Raw genomic sequence first — 18,427 nt, 5'->3', positions numbered from 1 at the left:
AGAGTAATCGGACACATCTGGCCCTTGAGGGGTTGCGTCTTATTACTGACGGGTAGCATCATCGTAGGGAACAGCTGATACGTCCGTCCGGGCCACCCCTCCACGGGGCGCTGCGCGCCACTGCTATTGATTACGGAGCCTTCCCATGGGGCACTACAAGTCGAATCTCCGCGACATCGAGTTCAACCTCTTCGAGGTCCTCGGGCGCGACAAGCTGTACGGCACCGGACCGTTCGCGGAGATGGACGTCGAGACCGCGAAGAGCATCCTCGACGAGGTCGTCCGCCTCGCGGAGAACGAGCTCGCCGACTCCTACGCCGACGCCGACCGCAACCCGCCGGTCTTCGACCCCGAGACGAACACCGCACCGGTTCCGGACACCTTCAAGAAGTCGTACCAGGCCTTCATGGACTCCGAGTACTGGCGTCTGGGCGTCCCCGAGGAGATCGGCGGCACCACCGCCCCCCGCTCCCTGATCTGGGGCTACGCGGAGCTGCTGCTCGGCGCCAACCCGGCCGTGTGGATGTACTCCTCCGGTCCCGCCTTCGCCGGCATCCTCTTCGAGGAGGGCAACGAGGCGCAGAAGAAGATCGCCGAGATCGCCGTCGAGAAGCAGTGGGGCTCGACGATGGTGCTGACCGAGCCGGACGCCGGCTCCGACGTCGGCGCGGGCCGGACGAAGGCCGTCGAGCAGGAGGACGGCTCCTGGCACATCGAGGGCGTGAAGCGCTTCATCACCTCGGGCGAGCACGACATGTCCGAGAACATCCTCCACTACGTCCTGGCGCGTCCCGAGGGTGCGGGCCCGGGCACCAAGGGCCTCTCGCTCTTCATGGTCCCGAAGTTCCACTTCGACTGGACCACCGGCGAGCTGGCCGAGCGCAACGGCGTGTACGCGACCAACGTCGAGCACAAGATGGGCCTCAAGGCGTCCAACACCTGCGAGATGACGTTCGGCGACCGGCACCCCGCCAAGGGCTGGCTCATCGGCGACAAGCACGACGGCATCCGCCAGATGTTCCGCATCATCGAGTTCGCCCGCATGATGGTCGGCACGAAGGCCATCGCCGCCCTCTCCACGGGCTACCTGAACGCGCTGGAGTACGCCAAGGAGCGCGTCCAGGGCACCGACCTGTCGCAGTTCATGGACAAGGCGGCCCCCAAGGTCACCATCACGCACCACCCCGACGTGCGCCGCTCGCTGATGACGCAGAAGGCCTACGCCGAGGGCATGCGCTCCCTCGTGCTGTACACCGCCTCCGTCCAGGACGCGATCCAGGAGAAGGAGGCCGCGGGCGAGGACGCGAAGGCGCTGCACGGTCTCAACGACCTGCTGCTCCCGATCGTGAAGGGCTACGGCTCGGAGAAGTCCTACGAGCAGCTGGCCCAGTCGCTCCAGACCTTCGGCGGCTCCGGGTACCTCCAGGAGTACCCGATCGAGCAGTACATCCGTGACGCCAAGATCGACACGCTGTACGAGGGCACCACGGCCATCCAGGGCCAGGACTTCTTCTTCCGGAAGATCGTCCGCGACCAGGGCGCCTCGCTCAACGCGCTCTCCGAGGAGATCAAGAAGTTCCTCGCGGGCGCCCAGGGCAACGAGGAGCTGGCCGGTTCGCTGGACCACCTCGCGAAGGCGGCCGTGGACCTGGAGGCGATCGTCGGCACGATGATCACCGACCTCACCGCGACCGGCGAGGACGTCAAGAACATCTACAAGGTCGGCCTCAACTCGACCCGTCTGCTGCTGGCCTCCGGCGATGTCGTCGTCGGTTACCTGCTGCTCCGGGGCGCGGCCGTGGCCGCCGAGAAGCTGCCGACCGCCTCCGCGAAGGACGTCGCCTTCTACCAGGGCAAGATCGCCGCCGCGAAGTTCTTCGCCGCGAACATCCTGCCGGGCGTCGGCGCCGAGCGCGCACTCGCCGAGGCCGTGGACAACTCCCTGATGGAGCTGGACGAGGCCGCGTTCTAGGACCTCGCCCTTCTGGACCACCCAGCACCGCCGCCCGGAGACGTTTTCCGGGCGGCGGTGCTGTCGTACGCCCTCTCTATGATCGGACGGACCGACGAGGGGGAGGCCGGCGCATGAGGCGTGCGAGCGAGCGGTGGTACGTACGGGGTGTGGCGGCCGGAGCGGCGGCGCTGGTGCTCGCGGGGTGCGGGGGCGGGGGCGAGGAGGCGGCCGCGAAGGCGCTCGGCAAGGCGGAGGTGGTCTCGGTCCTGCCGGACGCGAAGGCGATGCCGGGCTGGCGGACGCAGCTGGAGCCCGATGCGCAGGAACCGGTGCCGGAGTACCCGCCGGCGTTCTGCCTGACGAAGGACAAGAAGAAGCGGGCGACGGCCTGCGGCGAGATCACGTTCTACGGCGTCGCCGCCTACGTGCGCAAGCCCGACGTCACCTCGCTCAACTACTGGGTGCTCGCCTACAAGGACGAGAAGACCGCCGACGCCGCCTATGACGCGATCGCCGAGTACTACGGCGGGGACCGGGTCGGCGTGGGCGCGGTGCCCGTGAAGATCGGCGAGCCGGGCGCCGAGCGCGAGGCCAACCGCGCCGCGACGGGCACGATGGGCGGCCCGGCCACCATCACCCAGCTCCGGGTCGGCACGACCGTGCTCGGCATCAGCACCGGCACCCAGGGCGAGAAGGCCGTCTCCGACCAGGAGGTGAAGGACCTCGCCGCCATGTTCGCCGAGCGCGCCCAGCAGGCACAGGACGGCGACAAGCCGTCCGCGGGCGTCACCGGAGGATAGCGGCGGCACCCGGGGGGACGACGGTGAATCGTCCCGGCCGGGTCTGGTTACAGTGAAGAACATGAGTTCCTCCCTCCGGTTCGACCGCAGCCACACCGATGACCTGATGGCTTTCCTGATGTCCGCCCCCTCCCCGTACCACGCCGTGGCCAGCGCCGCGGCACGGCTGGAGAAGGCCGGATTCCGGCAGGTCGAGGAGATCGCGGCCTGGGACGGGACCACCGGCGGGAAGTACGTCCTGCGCGGCGGCGCGATCGTGGCCTGGTACGTGCCGGAGGGCGCCGGGGCGCACACCCCGTTCCGGATCGCCGGCGCGCACACCGACTCGCCGAACCTGCGGGTGAAGCCGCTTCCCGACACCGGCGCGTACGGCTGGCGCCAGATCGCCGTGGAGGTCTACGGCGGCACGCTCCTCAACACCTGGCTGGACCGCGACCTCGGGCTCGCCGGACGGATCTCCCTGCGCGACGGCACGCACCGGCTGGTGAACATCGACCGGCCGCTGCTGCGCGTCCCGCAGCTGGCCGTGCACCTGGACCGCTCGGCCAACCCCGACGGGCTCAAGCTCGACCGCCAGAAGCACATGCAGCCGATCTGGGGGCTCGGGGACGTCGAGGAGGGCGACCTCATCCGGTTCGTCGCCGAGGAGGCGGGTGTCGACGCCGAGGACATCACCGGCTGGGACCTGATGCCGCACCCCGTCGAGGCACCGTCCTACCTGGGCCGCGACCGCGAACTGGTCGCCGGTCCGCGCATGGACAACCTCCTCTCGGTGCACGCGGCGACCGCCGCGCTGGCCGCCGTCGCCGGGCAGCCCGACGCCGAGATCCCGTACATCCCGGTGCTGGCCGCCTTCGACCACGAGGAGAACGGCTCGCAGTCCGACACCGGCGCCGACGGACCGCTGCTCGGCACGGTCCTGGAGCGCTCGGTGTTCGCCCGCGGCGGTACGTACGAGGACCGGGCGCGCGCCTTCGCCGGCACCGTCTGCCTCTCCTCGGACACCGGCCACGCGATCCACCCCAACTACGCGGAGCGCCACGACCCGACGCACCACCCGGTCGTCAACGGCGGACCGATCCTCAAGGTCAACGTCAACATGCGGTACGCGACCGACGGCAGCGGCCGGGCCGTGTTCGCGGCGGCGTGCGAGAAGGCGGGCGTGCCGTGGCAGACGTTCGTCTCCAACAACTCGATGCCGTGCGGCACGACGATCGGCCCGATCACCGCGGCCCGGCACGGCATCCAGACCGTCGACATCGGCGTGGCCATCCTGTCCATGCACAGCGCCCGTGAGCTGTGCGGCGCCGACGACCCGTACCACCTGGCGAACGCCCTGGCGTCGTTCCTCGCGGGCTGACCTCAGCCCGGCACCGGCCCGGCGCGCATGGTCGCGGCCGGGCCGGGTACCCGCTGCGTACACGGCCCGGAGCCTCCGGTCCGTCGAGGAGGCGGGATTCATGGGACTCGGAGGATGCTTCATTCTCATCGGCGCGGGGGCGATACTCGCTTTTGCCACCGACTGGGAACTGGACACCGTCAACGTCGACCTGGTCGGTTGGATCATGATGATCGTCGGCATCATCGGAGTCTTCGTCTACGCCAGCGTGATGCGGCGCCGCCGCATGGTCGTACCCCCCACCACCACCGTGGTGTCCGAGGACGAACGCCGGCTGTGACCCCGACGGGCGCGGCCCGGTCACCGGGCCCGCCCCGGGGCCGGTGACCCGCCATCACGGATATTCTGGTCATCTGTCCGTGACCCGGCACCGGGCGCGTCCCACCCGGAAGGGAAGCCGTACGTGGAGTTCCGGTTGCTCGGCACGGTCTGCGTCGACACGCTGACCGGCCCGCTGCCACTGGGCCCCGCCAAGCGGCGCAGCCTGCTCGCCGCCCTTCTGCTCCGCGCCAACACACCGGTGTCCATGGCGCGGCTGACGGACTGTCTGTGGGACGACGCCCCGCCGCTGCACGCCCGCACGGTCATCCAGGGCCATGTGTCCCGGCTGCGCGCGCTGCTCACGGGCGCGGACGCGGAGGCGTACGGGGTCGAACTGGCCACGCTCGGCGACGCGTACGTGCTGCGGGCGCCGGAGACCCTCCTGGACTCCCAGCGGTTCGAGGAACTGCTGATGCTGGCCCGGGAGCAGCGCAGCCCGGCCGACACGGTGCTCATGCTGAAGGAGGCGCTGTCCCTGTGGCAGGGCCCCGCGCTCACCGGTACGTACGCCAGCACACCGCTCCAGGCGGCGGCGCACGCGCTGGAGGAGTCCCGGCTGACGACGGTCGAGCAACTGGCGCACGCCTACGCCGTGCTGGGGGAGCACCACCGGGCGGCGGCCGTGCTGCGGGCCGAGGCCGATGCCCAGCCGCTGCGGGAGTCCCTCGCCGCGGCCCTGATGACGGCGCTGTACCGGTCGGGGCGCCAGTCCGAGGCGCTCGACCGGTTCCACCGCACGCGCCGGCTGCTCGCCGACGAGCTGGGCATCGACCCGGGTCGTGAACTGGCCGACGCGTACGCGCAGATCCTGCGCGGCGACCCGGACCCGGCGGCCGCCGGGCAGGGCGCGGGGCCGGAACCGGAACCGGAGTCCCGTCGGACCGCCGGGGTGTCCGGACCCGTCGCGCCGCCCCGCCCCCCGCGCGCCGTGCCGCCGTCGCACCCCGGGGGACCGGCGCACCCCACCGATCTGCTGCCGCGGGCTCCGCGCGGTTTCCACGGGCGCGGCGCCGAACTCACCGCGCTCTCCCGGGCGGCGGCGGGCGAGGCGCCCGTCTGTCTGCTCACCGGGCCGGCCGGCGTCGGCAAGACCGCGCTGGCCCTGCACTGGGCGCGCCGGTCCCCCGCCGCCTTCCCGGACGGGCGGCTCTTCGCGGATCTGCGCGGGTTCGGCGACACCGGTGAGCCGACCACCCTCGAAGTCCTGCGCGAGTTCCTGCTCGCCCTCGGTGTGGCGCCGCGCCGGGTCCCGGAGTCCGTGGCCGGCTCCGCGGCGCTCTTCCGCTCGCTGACCGACCGGCTCAGCCTGCTCGTCGTCCTCGACAACGTCCGTGACTCCGCGCAGGTCCGGCAGCTGCTGCCGGGCGGCGCCGACTGCGTCACGCTGATCACCAGCCGGCACCGGCTGGAGGGGCTCATCGCGTCCGACGCCGCCGTTCCGGTCCCGCTGGACGTGCTCGAACCATTGGACGGGACCGCGCTGCTGGCCGGGGTGCTCGGCGAGGAGCGGGTGCGCGCCGAACCGGTGGCGGCCCGGCGGCTCGCCGAACTCTGCGGCGGACTGCCGCTCGCGCTGCGGGTCACGGCGGCCCGGCTGGCGGGCCGCCCGCAGTGGACGCTCGCCGCGATGGCCGACGAGCTGGCCGACGAGCGGAGCCGGCTGTCGCTGCTCGCCGTGGAGGACACCGGGGTCTCCGCAGCGCTGCGGCTGACCGTGCAGCAGCTTCCACCGGACGCCCTCCACCACTTCACCCGGCTCGGCCACCATCCGGGCAGCCGCTTCGACCCGTACACGGCCGCCGCCCTCGCCGGCAGCAACCCGGTCGTCGCCGCGGCCGCCCTGGAGCGGCTGGCCGCCGCCCATCTGATCGCCGAGACCGGGCCGGGCCACTGGGAGCTGCACGATCTGGTGCGCCTCTATGCCCGGGGGCTCGACCCCGCCGCCGGGCCCGGCGCGCTCATCGGCGTGCTCGACCACTACATCGCCACCGCGCTGGCCGCCGCGGACACGGCCGAACCGGGCGGCGAGCCCTGCTTCCTGCTGCCGGACGGTTATCACCGGCCCGCCGCCGTGCGGGACTTCACCGACCGGGCCGCGGCGATGGACTGGCTGGCGGCCGAGCGCGAGGACCTGTCGCTGGCCGCGGCCGCTGCCCGCGGCGCGGGTCTCGACGACCGGGCCTGGCGGATCATCCTGCTCCAGTGGCCGCACGTGGTGTGGCGGGCGCGGGACGGCTGGGCCCCGATGCTGGAGCTGGCCCTGGCCGCGGCGGCCGCCCGGAGTGATCCGTACGCCGAGTCCCGGGTGCGCAATCTGCTGGGCTGGGTGCTGTCCGAGGAGGGCAGGATCACCGAGGCCGCGGACCTGCTGGAGCCTTCGCCCGGACTGGCGCGGCGGGCCGGGGACCGGCTGGGCGAGGCGACGGCGTTGATCAACCTGGCCATCGTGCAGGCGGAACAGGGCGGTCTGGACGTGGCGTTGGAGGGCTGCGGGCAGGCGCTGGAGCTGGCGCGGAAGGAGCCCGACGCGCACACGGAGATGCTGGCCCTTCAGCACCTGGCCCGGATGCAGCTGGCCGCGGGGCGCCCGCAGGACGCCCTGGACTCCACCCGCGCCGCCTTCGATCTGGGGCCCGAGCCGGAGGAGGCGGCCCGCCGGGTGCTGCTGACGACGGTCAGCGGTGAGGCCCGGCTCGCCCTGGGCGCGGAGGACGAGGGGGTCCGACTGCTGGACCTGGCGGCGGCGGACGCCGAGCGCGCCGGGTACGACGAGGGCGCGGTGCGGGCCCTGGAGGCGCTGCTGCGGGTGACGGCGGAGCCGGTGTACGTGCGGCGGTACGAGGCAGCGGTCCGGCGGCTGGCCGACGACGGGTGAGCCGGGCGGGCGGGGGCGACGCCCTCCGCCGTACCGCCCGGCTCCTCCTCTCAGCCCTGTTCGTCCATGCCGGCGAGCACCAGGGGCAGTCGTGACGTCCCCTCGGCCGTCACCCGGACGGGGACGCCCCAGTCCTGCTGGTGGACGTGGCAGGCCGGGTACTCGTTCGCCGGGTCGTCGTCGCAGGACGCGGCCATCGCCGAGACGTGCAGGACGCCCTCGGTGACGCCGTCGGCGAGGACCAGTTCGCGGAACAGGTCGGTGCCCGCCCCTTCGCCCCCGGCCAGCAGCCCGGGCGGGGTCGAGGAGACCAGCAGCCGGGTCGAGGGCCCGTAGCGGGTGTCGAGCTTCTGGCCGGCGGGCGCCTGGAAGACGACGTCGAGCCGGAGCGCGCCGGGGGCGATCTCGGTGGCGACGCGCTGGGTGCGGTGGGCCTGGTCCGCGACCCGTACCGCCTCCTCGGGCAGCCGGAGACGCGTCAGCCGGTGCCGGGCGGACTCGACGACCACGAGGTCGCCGTCCACCAGCACGGCGTCGCTCGGCTCGCGCAGGTCCGTGGCCAGCGTGGTGACCTCACCGTTCGCCGGGTCGTAACGGCGCAGGGCGTGGTTGTACGTGTCGCAGACGGCGACGGACCCGTCCGGCAGCGCGGTGACGCCCAGTGGGTGCTGGAGCAGCGCCTGGCCGGCGGCGCCGTCGCGGTGGCCGAAGTCGAAGAGTCCGGTGCCGACGGCGGTGTGCACGGCGCCGTCCCGGTCGACGTAGCGCAGCGCGGACGTCTCGGAGTCGGCGACCCAGAGCCGGTCCTCGGTCGCCGCGAGCCCGGAGGGCTGGGCGAACCACGCCTCCGGGCCGGGACCGTCGACCAACCCTTCGTTCGTGGTGCCGGCGGCGACGCGCACGGTGCCGCTCTCCGGGTCGTACGTCCACAGCTGGTGCACGCCCGCCATGGCGATCCACAGCCGCCCTTCGAACCAGGCGACGTCCCACGGCGAGGAGAGGTCGGTCTCGCGGCCCGCGCCGCTGGTGGGTGCCCCCTGCCACCACTGGCGCCCGGTTCCGGCGAGGGTCGTCGTCTCGCCGGTCGTGAGGTCGAGCGCGCGGATCGCGTGGTTCACCGTGTCGGCGACGGCGATCCGCCCGTCGGGCAGCAGCGCCAGCCCCTGGGGCTCGCTGAACCTGACGTCGTCGGGCCCGCCGTCCGCGAGCCCGCGCTCGCCCGACCCGAAGTGGCGGCGGACGCTCTCGCCGTCCGCGTCCAGCTCGACCAGACGGTGCCGGGTGGTGTCGGAGACCAGGAAGCCGCCGTCGGCCAGGAGCAGGGCCTTCCCCGGGAACCGCAGATGCGTGGCCACCGGCTCGGGCGCCACATAGGGCCCGTCGCCGCGGCGCAGCGTACCCTTCGCCGCATGCTCGGTCTCCAGCTCGTCGACGAGCTGCGCGAGGGCGTGGGCGTGGCCCTCGCCGGCGTGCTGGGCGACGACATAGCCCTCGGGGTCCACCACGACGAGGGTCGGCCAGGCGCGGACGGCGTACTGCTTCCAGGTCGCGAGCTCGGGGTCGTCGAGCACCGGGTGGTGCACCCCGTACCGCTCGACGGCGTCGACGACGGCCTGGTGCTCCGCCTCGTGGACGAACTTCGGCGAGTGGACACCGATGATCACCACGGTGTCGCGGTGCTTCTCCTCCAGCTCGCGCAGCTCATCGAGGACATGCAGACAGTTCACACAGCAGAAGGTCCAAAAGTCCAAGATCACAATGCGCCCCCGCAGGTCAGCGAGGGTGTACTGCTGGTCTCCCGTATTGAGCCAGCCGCCCTTTCCGATCAGTTCGGGGGCCCTGACGCGTGCACGTGTTGCCATGTGAACAGTCAACATCACCGTGGCGTCCACGCATTCCGCGGAGGGCTCGGGGAACCTGTGAGCCATGAGACTTCTCGTACGTGAGCGACTGTTCGGCATCGGTGACGACTACTGGATCGAGGACGCGGACGGCCGCAAGGTCTTCCTCGTCGACGGCAAGGCCATGCGGGTGCGCGACACCTTCGAGCTGAAGGACGCGCAGGGCCGGATCGTCGTCGAGATCAAGCAGAAGCTCCTCAGCCTGCGCGACACGATGCTCATCGAGCGGGACGGCGAGCAGCTGGCGAAGGTCAAGCGGAAGCGGCTGTCGCTGCTGCGCAACCACTACCGGGTGACGCTGGTGGACGGGACCGAGCTCGATGTCAGCGGCAAGATCCTGGACCGTGAGTTCGCGGTCGACTACGACGGGGAGCTGCTGGCCCAGATCTCGCGCCGCTGGCTGACCGTCCGGGACACCTACGGGATCGACATCGTGCGCGAGGACGCCGACGCGGGTCTGCTGATCGCGGTGGCGGTGTGCGTGATCGTGCTCGCGGAGAAGGAGCACGAGGGGTGAGCCCCGGCGGTGCCTGTTTCACGTGAAACAGGCACCGGGTCTCCGTACGAAGAGGGCCGGCGCGACAGCCCTCGGCTACACGAGGTCCGTCGGCGCGGCCAGCCCCAGCCGGCGGTCCTTGAGCGCGGGGAACTGCTCCCGGGTGGCGGCGACCTTCGCCGGGTCGAACTCCACGCTCAGCACCTCCTCGTCCGGACCCGCCTGCGCGAGCACCTCGCCCCAGGGGTCGACGACGATGCTGTGCCCCGCCTGCGGGACCCCGGAGTGGGTGCCGGAGCAGCCGACGGCCAGGACGTAGGCCTGGTTCTCGACGGCCCGGGCCTGGGCGAGCAGCGTCCAGTGGGCGCGGCGGCGCTCCGGCCAGCCGGCCGCGACGACCAGGACCTCGGCGCCCGCGTCGACCAGGCCGCGGAACATCTCGGGGAAGCGCAGGTCGTAGCAGGTGGCGAGGCCGAGCGTGGTCTGCGGCAGGGCGACGGTCACCAGCTCATCGCCGGCACCCATCATCACCGCCTCACCCTTGTCGAAACCGAAGCGGTGGATCTTGCGGTACGAGGCCGCCCGCTCGCCCTCGGGCGTGAAGACGAGCGTGGTGTTGTAGAGGGTGCCGTCGGAATCCCGTTCGACGAAGGAGCCCGCGTGCAGCCAGACGCCCGCATCGGCGGCGGCCTTGGCCATCACCTCGTGGGTGGGGCCCCGCAGCGGCTCGGCCTCGTCCTCGAAGGCCTGGTAGGCGAAGGCTCCGACCGGCCAGAGTTCGGGGAGAACCACCAGATCCGCGCCCTGCTGGGCCGCGATCAGTGAAGCCGCGCGTTCCCTACGGGAATTGACGGATTCGTCCGGGTCTACTGCGATCTGGATGAGGGAGGCGCGCACACTACCACCGTCCTGGCATTCGAGCCGTCAACACGGGCCTACGATCGTCACACGAAAGCACTGCCGGGGTGCCTGCTCGCAGCGTAACTTAGCCACCGAACCTCATCGCCGCTCGCCGCCCGCAGCCCGCCGACCGCGCCCAGTTCTCCAGCCCATGCACAGAACCGCACGAGGGGTCCCGTGACCGTCCATCCCAGCCTCCAGACCTACGCCGACGCCTGGACCCACTCCATCGAGTCGATAGCCGAGCTGGTGAGCCCGCTCACCGAGGGGGAGTGGAACGGCCGTACGCCCTGCCCCAACTGGTCGGTGCGCGACATCGTGTCGCACGTCATCGGCATGGAGTGCGAGCAGCTCGGCGATCCGCGCCCCATCCACACCCTTCCGCGCGATCTCTACCACGTGCAGAGCGACATGGCCCGGTACATGGAGATGCAGGTGGACGTGCGGCGCCACCACACCGCACCGGAGATGACCTCCGAGCTGGAGTACACGATCATCCGCCGGTCCCGTCAGCTGCGCAACGAGACGCGTGACCCGGAGACCATGACGCGGGCGCCGCTCGGCGCGGAGCAGACCCTCGAACTGGCGCTGAGGATGCGCGCCTTCGACGTCTGGGTCCATGAGCAGGACCTGCGTACGACGCTGGGGAAGCCCGGCAACCTGGACTCGCCGGGCGCCGCGATCGTCCGGGACACACTGCTCCTGGCACTGCCGAAGGTCGTGGCCAAGGACGCGGGCGCACCGCCCAACTCGGCGGTCGTGCTGGATGTGCACGGTCCGGTGGAGTTCCTGCGCACCGTCAGGGTCGACGCGGAGGGCCGCGGTTCGGTGGACGGCGCACCGTCGCTGGGCCCGGCCGTCACGCTGGCGATGGACTGGGAGACGTACGTCCGGCTCGCCTGCGGGCGGGTGCGGCCGGGCGCGGTGGCGGACCGGATCAAGTCCGAGGGCGACCAGGACCTGGCCGCCGCCATCCTGCAGAACTTCGCCATCACCCCGTAGCCGACGCCCGCCCTCGCCACGGCAGCCGGTGCGCCCGCCCCGCAGGGGGGACGGGCGCACCGCCGTTTCCGGCCCTTGATCAGGCGGGGACGTGCACGGCTTCCACCCGGCTGATCACATGGTGCTCGCGCTCCCGGTGCGCGGCCTTCAGCCGCAGCCGCAGGATCTGCACGACGCCGAGCGTCTCCAGGACGAAGACCGAGGAGAACGCGACGCGGTAGTTGTCACCGGTCGCGTCCAGCAGCGCGCCGACGGCGAACAGGGTGGTCATCGAGGCGACGAAGCCGCCCATGTTGACGATGCCGGACGCGGTGCCCTGGCGCTGCGGCGGGTTGGCCGGGCGGGCGAAGTCGAAGCCGATCATCGACGCGGGTCCGCAGGCACCGAGCACCAGGCAGAGGGTGACCAGCAGCCACATCGGCGCGTGGTCCCCGGGGTGCAGGATCACCGACGCCCACAGCAGCGCCGTCATCGCGACCGTGCCCAGCGCGAGCGGGATGCGGGCCGCGTGATGGCGGGCGATGACCTGCCCGTAGACGAGGCCGACGGCCATGTTGGAGAGCACCACCAGGGTGAGCAGCTCCCCCGCCGTCCCCCGGCTCAGCCCCTGGTCCTCGACCAGGAACGGCATGCCCCACAGCAGCAGGAACACCATGGCCGGGAACTGAGTCGTGAAGTGCACCCACATCCCGAGCCGGGTGCCGGGCTCCCGCCAGGCGGCGGCGATCTGCTTGCGTACGTACGTCGCTCCGGCGTGCTCGGCGGGCGGCGGCGCGAACCCCTCGGGGTGGTCCTTCAGGAAGAGCAGGAGCAGCACCAGGACCAGCACCCCGGCCAGCGAGCTGCCGACGAAGGTCGTGGTCCAGCCGAGGCCGTGCAGCGACCGGGCGATGACCAGCGTCGAGACGAGGTTGCCCGCCATCCCGAAGAGGGCGGCGACCTGCCCGATCAGCGGACCGCGCCGGGCCGGGAACCAGCGCGCCCCCAGCCGCAGCACGCTGATGAACGTCATCGCGTCGCCGCAGCCCAGCAGGGCGCGGGAGGCCAGCGCGGTGCCGTACGAGGGGGAGAGCGCGAAACCGAGCTGCCCGAGGGTGAACAGGACGGCCCCGATGGCCAGCACCCTCTTGGTGCCGAGCCGGTCGACCATCAGGCCGACAGGTATCTGCATGCCCGCGTAGACGAGGAGCTGGAGGATCGAGAAGGTGGAGAGCGCCGAGGCGTTGACGTCGAAGCGCTCGGCCGCGTCGAGCCCGGCGACACCCAGGCTGGTGCGGAAGATGATGGCGACGAAGTAGACGGCGACACCGATGCCCCAGACCCAGGCGGCACGCCGGCCGCCGGGCGGATCACCGGGCAGGGACAGGGTGGGGGCGGCGGCGGAGCTCACCGGTCCTCACCCCGCACCAGCACCTTGACCCGGCTGACGTGACGCCGCACGACCTGCGCGGCACCGTCCGCGTCGCCGGACCTGATGGCCTCCAGCAGCTCACCGTGCTCGGTGATGTTGGCGGCGATCCTGCCCGGGTGGGACTCCATGACGGCGACGCCCATCCGCAGCTGCCGGTCGCGCAGCTGGTCGTAGAGGCGCGAAAGGATCTCGTTGCCCGCGTGCCGGACGATCTCGGCGTGGAAACAGCGGTCCTTCACGGAGACGGCGGCCAGGTCACCGGCGTCCGACATCTGCCGCTGCTCCTCCAGGAGCTCCTCCAGCCGGGCGATCAGCTTCGCCGACGCCGGCACCGCCTTGCGCACGGCGAACTCCTCGACCAGCAGCCGGGTCTCCACGACGTCCGCGATCTCCTGGGCGGATACGGCGAGCACCAGGGCGCCCTTCTTCGGATAGAGCTTGATCAGCCCCTCGACCTCCAGCCGCAGCAGCGCCTCGCGCACCGGCGTGCGGGAGACCCCCACGGCCTCGGCGAGGTCGCCCTCGGTCAGGAGCGTCCCGCCCTCGTAGCGGCGGTCCAGGACCGCGTCCTTGATGTGGGTGTAGACGCGCTCGGCGGCGGGGGGCCGCTTCACGGGAGGACGGACGGGGGACGCGGCGGGGGCAGGCATGCACACAGCATAGATACAACATGCACGCAAGGCGGACCCGTTCCACGATCCGGACGCCACCCCTTTCGCGTGCAGTGAGAGCCCCTCCCGTATGTCGTGAAAAATCACCCGGCCCCGCCACAACCATTCATCGACCCCATACGTCTCACAGATGCGCGGCACCCTCATGTGGCCGCATTCCAGGGGCATTTGGAGCGTTCAACTTGAAACTCGGCATTAAGGGCATAAGGCGCGTATCGGCCACCGCCACCGTAGCCCTCACCGCAGGTGCCGTCATGGCGGGCGGTGCCTTCGCCACCACGGCCCAGGCCGCCACGCCGCCGACTCCGAAGATCGTCGCCAAGGGCGGCTTCGTGATGAACAACGGCACCGGGAAGACCCTGTTCACCAAGGCCGCGGACACCCGTCGCTCCACCGGATCCACCACGAAGATCATGACGGCCCGGGTGGTCCTGGCGCAGAAGGGCCTGAACCTGGATTCCAAGGTCACGGTCCAGAAGGCCTACAGCGACTACATCGTCTCCAAGGGCGCGTCCTCGGCCCGCCTGATCGTGGGCGACAAGGTATCGGTCCGTCAGCTGCTGTACGGCCTGATGCTGCCGTCCGGCTGCGACGCCGCGTACGCGCTGGCCGACAAGTTCGGCTCCGGCTCGACGCGCGCGGCCCGGGTGAAGTCGTTCATCGGCAAGATGAACAGCACGGCCAAGACGCTCGGCCTGAAGAACACCCACTTCGACTCGTTCGACGGCATAGGGAACGGGTCCAACTACTCGACCCCGCGCGACCTGACGAAGCTCGCGAGCAGCGCGATGAAGTACTCCACGTTCCGCACGGTCGTGAAGACGAAGTCGACGAAGCAGAAGGTCACGACGAAGAGCGGCGGCTACCGCTACATGTCGTGGGCCAACACCAACAAGCTGCTGGGCACCTACAGCGGCGCGATCGGTGTGAAGACCGGCTCCGGCCCGACGGCCAAGTACTGCCTGGTCTTCGCGGCGACCCGCAAGGGCAAGACCGTCATCGGTACGGTCCTGACGTCCACGTCGGAGGCGAACCGCACGGCGGACGCGAAGAAGCTCATGGACTACGGCTTCAAGAAGTAACCGCGACACGCAAGAGGGGGCTGGGGCCCGCGGACAGGCCCCTGCCCCCTCTTTGTGTTTCGCCGAAAACCGGTGGTACGCCGCCGCGTTGCGCCACTACGGTGCTGCCGACCGAGTCCTCCAGGCAAAGGCGTCCCGTTGTACACCGTTTGAGACATCCCACTGCTGATCTGTCGCGCGTCGCGCTCTGTGCGCCGTGCTGCTTCCCGCTGCGGACTTCTCACTGAAACCGGTGTACCCCTGTGCTCAACACCTGGGTTGTCATGCCCACTTGCCTGCCTCTTGTCCTGCGACGGTGCCACTCGTGCGCGTCCGGGAGCTTCCGGGCGAACGGCAAGTTCCGCGTCAACGCCCACCACAAGCTCCTCGACGCGTGGCTCCTCGCGCTCTGCACCACGTGCGGGGAGACCACCAAGCTCACGGTCCTGGAACGGGCGCACGTGCGCTCCATCCGGCCCGAACTGCTGGACCGGATGCACGACAACGATCCGGGCCTGACGGCCGAGCTGCTCCAGGACCCGGTTCTGCGGCGCCGCAACCGCATCGCCCTCGACTGGACCGACGCCTGGCGCCTCGACACGGGCCAACCGGACGCCCCGGACCGCGAAGCACTCGACGTATCGGTCCGCTTCGCGGCCCGGATACCGGTCCGTCCGCTGCGTCTGATCGCGGACGGTTCCGGCCTCTCGCGGGCCGAGACGGAACGCCTGCTCGCCGAGGGGAAACTCGTCTCACCGGTCCGCCTGACCGGACGGGTCTCCGGCGACTTCGGCTTCCTGCTGAAGCGGTGAGGCGTCGGGGGCCGGGTCATCCCGGGCTCGGCCCCCGGCGTTCCCGGCGCCGGCCGCCGGGCTGCTCGTACGGGCGGGCCCCCGCACGGGGTGTGTCCTCACGGACGCCCTCCGCGGGGCTCCCACCCGCCTCGTGGACCCCCGTTCCCGGGGTATACGCGTCCCATGACCTCATCGTGGAACGAAGCGAAGGGCCGCACCGTCCGGGCCGGGTGCGCGCTGGTTCCGCTGCTGGTGCTGACGGCCTGCGGGCACGACGGCGCGGACCAGGCGCAGCCCGGGGCGGCGCACACCTCGTCCGACGGGGCGTTCCGGACCGCCTCCCTCACGCAGGGGAGCCGGCTCGTCATCACCACCCAGGGCGGCGTCCGGGTCGTCGGGACGGACGACGACCACCTGACGGTGGACGAGGCAGTTCTCGCCCATGGGGACGGGGACGGGGGCACGTACAGCCTCGACCTGCCCTGCGACGAGGGCGACGACCGGGCGAAGGCGAACTGCGGCGGCATGCCGCTCGTACGCGTGCCGAGCGGCGTCACGCTCACGGTGCGGGCGCGCAACGCCGGCATCGATGTGAGCGATGTGCGGGGCGCGCTGAGCCTGAGCACCGTCAACGGCGACGTCACCGTGCAGGACGCGGGCACGAAGAACGCCCGCCAGCACCTCGTGACGCGGAACGGGTCCGTCCGCGCGACCGGCCTCAAGGGGGCCGGTATCGAGGCGGAGACGGTCAACGGCGACGTCGATCTGGGGTGCGCCACCTCGCCCGGCACGCTCGACGGCGTGACCCGCAACGGCTCCGTGCGCGTGACCCTGCCGTCCGACGCCCCCGCGTACGCGACCGACGCGCAGACCGTGAACGGCCGCTCGACCACGAACATCCCGTCCGACGCCTCGGACCACACACACCGGCTGAGCCTGCGCACCGTCAACGGCGATACCGAGGCCCGACGCGGTTAGCGCGCATCTGTCCGACCAGGACATCACGAGATTTTCCTTCTGTATTCCGACAACGCGCTGCGTTGGCCTCACGCCCTTCCCCCACCGGAGACTTGAGCGCTCCCAGCACGCCGGGCCCGGTCCTGTACGTAGGACCGGGCCCGGTGAGCACGGCTCCTCAGCTGGAGCGGATTCCCAGCGCGACGAACTGGGTGACCGCGTCGTCCGCGAAGTTGTCGTCACTGACCAGGACCAGCGACCGTTCGCCGCCCCGCAGGGCCGGGCCCCACGTCATGCCCTCGGTGTTGTCGACGGTGGACAGGCCCAGGTCGTCGAAGTCCGCGATCAGCTTCTTCCGCATCGGCTGGACCCGGTGGCCGGCGAGCGAGTCAACGTTCCGCACGTCGGTCGCACCCCGGGTGGTGGCGTCGTAGAGCCGGATCTTGTAGCCGGAGCCCGCGACCCAGCTGCGTTCGAGCACGAGATAGCGGCTGGGGTCGTCGGGGAACGCGAGGATCGAGGACACCCCGGTGTCCGGCCCCCACGGGCTGGTCGGGTCCGACGCCGCGAAGATCTTCTCCAGCGGGTAGGCGAACTGCCCGAGCACGTCGCCCCTGCGGCTCTGCTGCGTGACGCGGACCAGGGCGCCGTGTTCCAGGGTCGGCTCCGGCCCGTCCTGGAGCAGCGGGCCCTCGACGGCGCTGGTCAGCACGCGGTCCCCGTCCCCGAACGTGATCGCCTCGACGGCCTTGTTCCGCCTCAGGCCCCGATCGGTCATCGTGTTCTCGTAGTTGGCCGGCAGCGGCAGTTGTCCCCGGTAGGCACCGCGGCGGCCGGCGAACTGGATGGAGGGCTGGATCAGCGGTTCACTCGCCGACTTGGGCCGGTCCCCCTCCTGGGCCCACCAGTACCGGCAGCTGCGCGGGTCCACCCGCACCTCCTCCGGGTCCACCGCCTTGCCGTCCCCCGCGCTCGCCGGCGGGTAGACCGAACCGTCGGGCTGGCGGAACGGGTGTGTGCCGGTGAAGTCGACGGAGTGCACCCCGGCGCCGTCCACTGCGATCTTCGCGGTGTAGAAACGGGCGGGCTGAAGAACAGAGCGGTCGTCGCTGATCGCGACGTACTCACCCGTGCAGGGGTTCCGGTCGAGGCCGGACAGACCGCCGACCGTCGTTCCCTGGAAGGCGAGTTTGTGCGGAACGATCTTCTCGCCCAGCAACCGGGCCTGCGCCCCGATGCGGGACTTCACAACGGATTCCGACCGCGCGGCGGCGCCGTCCGACTGGGCCGCCACAGCGGGGGCCACCGTCGTCACCAGCACCAATGCCGCGAGAGAGGCGCGGCGGAACAAGGAAGATTTCATGTAAGCGATCTTGTCCCGGTGCGCCTACAGCTCGCAGTCACCCATAAGCGTGATGGGGTGACGCAACGGAGTGACGTGAGGGTTGGGCGGTTACCGGGCCTGCACCGCAGCCGAGTTGACCGGTCGGAGCGCCTACGTTCTACGCCTGTCGCCCCAGGGTCTCCCGGAAGGCGTCCCACGCGGCGGGGGCGAGGAGGAGAACGGGGCCGTCCAGCCGCTTGGAGTCACGGACGGCGACGGCGTGGGGGACGTTGCGGGCGACCTCGACGCACTCACTGGCCGTCGCGCCGTAGCTGGACTTGCGGGGCGTTCTCGCACTCGGCCTTGGCGACGGCGTCGGGCCCGGCGGCGATGGTCGCGGCCCAGGAGCGGCGCCCCTCGCCCAGGTGCTGCACCAGGTCGAACAGCGTCCACTCGGGGCAGGTCGGCACCTGAGCGTCGAGGTCGGGGGCGACAGCGACCGCCGCGCGGAAGGCAGTTGACCGCTCGTCGATCAGTCACAGCAGGTCGGAGAATTCCAGG

At 71.3% G+C, this 18,427-nt stretch carries 15 protein-coding genes and 2 pseudogenes; 10 read left to right on the top strand and 7 right to left on the bottom strand.

Annotated features, from left to right (window positions below; genetic code table 11):
* Positions 1-145 precede the first annotated feature (145 nt).
* The 5 genes from OG521_20520 (at position 146) to OG521_20500 (ending at position 7,349) form a co-directional block, all read left to right on the top strand.
* Positions 146-1,972, top strand: a complete 1,827-nt coding sequence (locus tag OG521_20520; GenBank protein ID WUW23037.1) for an acyl-CoA dehydrogenase — start codon at positions 146-148, stop codon at positions 1,970-1,972.
* A 113-nt stretch (positions 1,973-2,085) separates the two neighbouring features.
* On the top strand, positions 2,086-2,754 hold the full coding sequence (locus OG521_20515; GenBank protein WUW23036.1) for a hypothetical protein: 669 nt from the start codon (positions 2,086-2,088) through the stop codon (positions 2,752-2,754).
* Positions 2,755-2,815: 61 nt separating this feature from the next.
* Positions 2,816-4,114 carry a M18 family aminopeptidase gene (locus OG521_20510; GenBank protein WUW23035.1) on the top strand — a complete coding sequence of 433 codons (1,299 nt, stop codon included), beginning with the start codon at positions 2,816-2,818 and terminating at the stop codon, positions 4,112-4,114.
* Positions 4,115-4,214: 100 nt separating this feature from the next.
* Positions 4,215-4,433 carry a DUF6458 family protein gene (locus tag OG521_20505; GenBank protein WUW23034.1) on the top strand — a complete coding sequence of 73 codons (219 nt, stop codon included), beginning with the start codon at positions 4,215-4,217 and terminating at the stop codon, positions 4,431-4,433.
* A 123-nt stretch (positions 4,434-4,556) separates the two neighbouring features.
* Positions 4,557-7,349: a tetratricopeptide repeat protein gene (locus OG521_20500; GenBank protein WUW23033.1), complete on the top strand. Its 2,793-nt coding sequence runs from the start codon at positions 4,557-4,559 to the stop codon at positions 7,347-7,349.
* A gap of 50 nt (positions 7,350-7,399) precedes the next feature.
* Here the strand turns inward: OG521_20500 and OG521_20495 are convergent, their stop codons facing one another.
* Positions 7,400-9,211 (bottom strand): thioredoxin-like domain-containing protein, encoded by a 1,812-nt coding sequence (locus OG521_20495; protein WUW26746.1) that lies wholly within the window; start codon positions 9,209-9,211, stop codon positions 7,400-7,402.
* 64 nt (positions 9,212-9,275) lie between these two features.
* Between OG521_20495 and OG521_20490 the strand changes: the two genes are divergently transcribed.
* Positions 9,276-9,767: an LURP-one-related family protein gene (locus tag OG521_20490; protein ID WUW23032.1), complete on the top strand. Its 492-nt coding sequence runs from the start codon at positions 9,276-9,278 to the stop codon at positions 9,765-9,767.
* A gap of 75 nt (positions 9,768-9,842) precedes the next feature.
* On the opposite strand, the gene OG521_20485 is transcribed toward OG521_20490, so the two are convergent.
* Positions 9,843-10,643, bottom strand: a complete 801-nt coding sequence (locus tag OG521_20485; GenBank protein ID WUW23031.1) for a carbon-nitrogen family hydrolase — start codon at positions 10,641-10,643, stop codon at positions 9,843-9,845.
* 180 nt (positions 10,644-10,823) lie between these two features.
* Here OG521_20485 and OG521_20480 point away from each other — a divergent pair, with 180 nt between their 5' ends.
* Positions 10,824-11,648 (top strand): maleylpyruvate isomerase family mycothiol-dependent enzyme, encoded by an 825-nt coding sequence (locus OG521_20480; protein ID WUW23030.1) that lies wholly within the window; start codon positions 10,824-10,826, stop codon positions 11,646-11,648.
* Positions 11,649-11,727: 79 nt separating this feature from the next.
* Here OG521_20480 and OG521_20475 read toward each other — a convergent pair whose 3' ends face one another.
* Together OG521_20475 and OG521_20470 are read right to left on the bottom strand one after the other, a co-directional pair.
* Positions 11,728-13,038, bottom strand: a complete 1,311-nt coding sequence (locus tag OG521_20475) for an MFS transporter (protein WUW23029.1) — start codon at positions 13,036-13,038, stop codon at positions 11,728-11,730.
* Positions 13,035-13,709 (bottom strand): GntR family transcriptional regulator, encoded by a 675-nt coding sequence (locus tag OG521_20470; GenBank protein WUW23028.1) that lies wholly within the window; start codon positions 13,707-13,709, stop codon positions 13,035-13,037. Before OG521_20470 ends, OG521_20475 begins: the two co-directional genes overlap by 4 nt.
* Before the next feature lie 203 nt (positions 13,710-13,912).
* On the opposite strand from OG521_20470, the gene OG521_20465 reads away from it, so the two are divergent.
* From OG521_20465 to OG521_20455, 3 genes are all read left to right on the top strand, one after another.
* Positions 13,913-14,812, top strand: a complete 900-nt coding sequence (locus OG521_20465; protein ID WUW23027.1) for a D-alanyl-D-alanine carboxypeptidase — start codon at positions 13,913-13,915, stop codon at positions 14,810-14,812.
* A 242-nt stretch (positions 14,813-15,054) separates the two neighbouring features.
* Positions 15,055-15,603 carry a DUF1062 domain-containing protein gene (locus OG521_20460; GenBank protein WUW23026.1) on the top strand — a complete coding sequence of 183 codons (549 nt, stop codon included), beginning with the start codon at positions 15,055-15,057 and terminating at the stop codon, positions 15,601-15,603.
* A 165-nt stretch (positions 15,604-15,768) separates the two neighbouring features.
* The gene (locus tag OG521_20455; protein ID WUW23025.1) at positions 15,769-16,563 is read left to right on the top strand and encodes a DUF4097 domain-containing protein; all 795 of its coding nucleotides are present in this window, start codon (positions 15,769-15,771) and stop codon (positions 16,561-16,563) included.
* Positions 16,564-16,720: 157 nt separating this feature from the next.
* On the opposite strand, the gene OG521_20450 is transcribed toward OG521_20455, so the two are convergent.
* The 3 genes and pseudogenes from OG521_20450 to OG521_20440 all read right to left on the bottom strand — a co-directional run bounded on the left by OG521_20450 (position 16,721) and on the right by OG521_20440 (position 18,402).
* Positions 16,721-17,905 (bottom strand): esterase-like activity of phytase family protein, encoded by a 1,185-nt coding sequence (locus OG521_20450; GenBank protein WUW23024.1) that lies wholly within the window; start codon positions 17,903-17,905, stop codon positions 16,721-16,723.
* Positions 17,906-18,044: 139 nt separating this feature from the next.
* Positions 18,045-18,179, bottom strand: a pseudogene (locus OG521_20445) (DUF397 domain-containing protein).
* Positions 18,180-18,225: 46 nt separating this feature from the next.
* Positions 18,226-18,402 (bottom strand): annotated as a pseudogene (locus tag OG521_20440) (maleylpyruvate isomerase N-terminal domain-containing protein).
* Positions 18,403-18,427: the final 25 nt, after the last annotated feature.

This window comes from Streptomyces sp. NBC_01463, from assembly GCA_036227345.1.
Classification (GTDB): Bacteria; Actinomycetota; Actinomycetes; order Streptomycetales; family Streptomycetaceae; genus Streptomyces.
This window is presented reverse-complemented; position numbering and strand designations above follow the sequence as displayed.

What these genes read in the sequence shown, in the direction of transcription:
- OG521_20520 (WUW23037.1), top strand. Translation starts at nt 146, where the DNA reads ATGGGGCACTACAAGTCGAATCTCCGCGACATCGAGTTCAACCTCTTC.
- OG521_20515 (WUW23036.1), top strand. Translation starts at nt 2,086, where the DNA reads ATGAGGCGTGCGAGCGAGCGGTGGTACGTACGGGGTGTGGCGGCCGGA.
- OG521_20510 (WUW23035.1), top strand. Translation starts at nt 2,816, where the DNA reads ATGAGTTCCTCCCTCCGGTTCGACCGCAGCCACACCGATGACCTGATG.
- OG521_20505 (WUW23034.1), top strand. Translation starts at nt 4,215, where the DNA reads ATGGGACTCGGAGGATGCTTCATTCTCATCGGCGCGGGGGCGATACTC.
- OG521_20495 (WUW26746.1), bottom strand. Translation starts at nt 9,211, where the DNA reads ATGGCAACACGTGCACGCGTCAGGGCCCCCGAACTGATCGGAAAGGGC.
- OG521_20490 (WUW23032.1), top strand. Translation starts at nt 9,276, where the DNA reads ATGAGACTTCTCGTACGTGAGCGACTGTTCGGCATCGGTGACGACTAC.
- OG521_20470 (WUW23028.1), bottom strand. Translation starts at nt 13,709, where the DNA reads ATGCCTGCCCCCGCCGCGTCCCCCGTCCGTCCTCCCGTGAAGCGGCCC.
- OG521_20455 (WUW23025.1), top strand. Translation starts at nt 15,769, where the DNA reads ATGACCTCATCGTGGAACGAAGCGAAGGGCCGCACCGTCCGGGCCGGG.
- OG521_20450 (WUW23024.1), bottom strand. Translation starts at nt 17,905, where the DNA reads ATGAAATCTTCCTTGTTCCGCCGCGCCTCTCTCGCGGCATTGGTGCTG.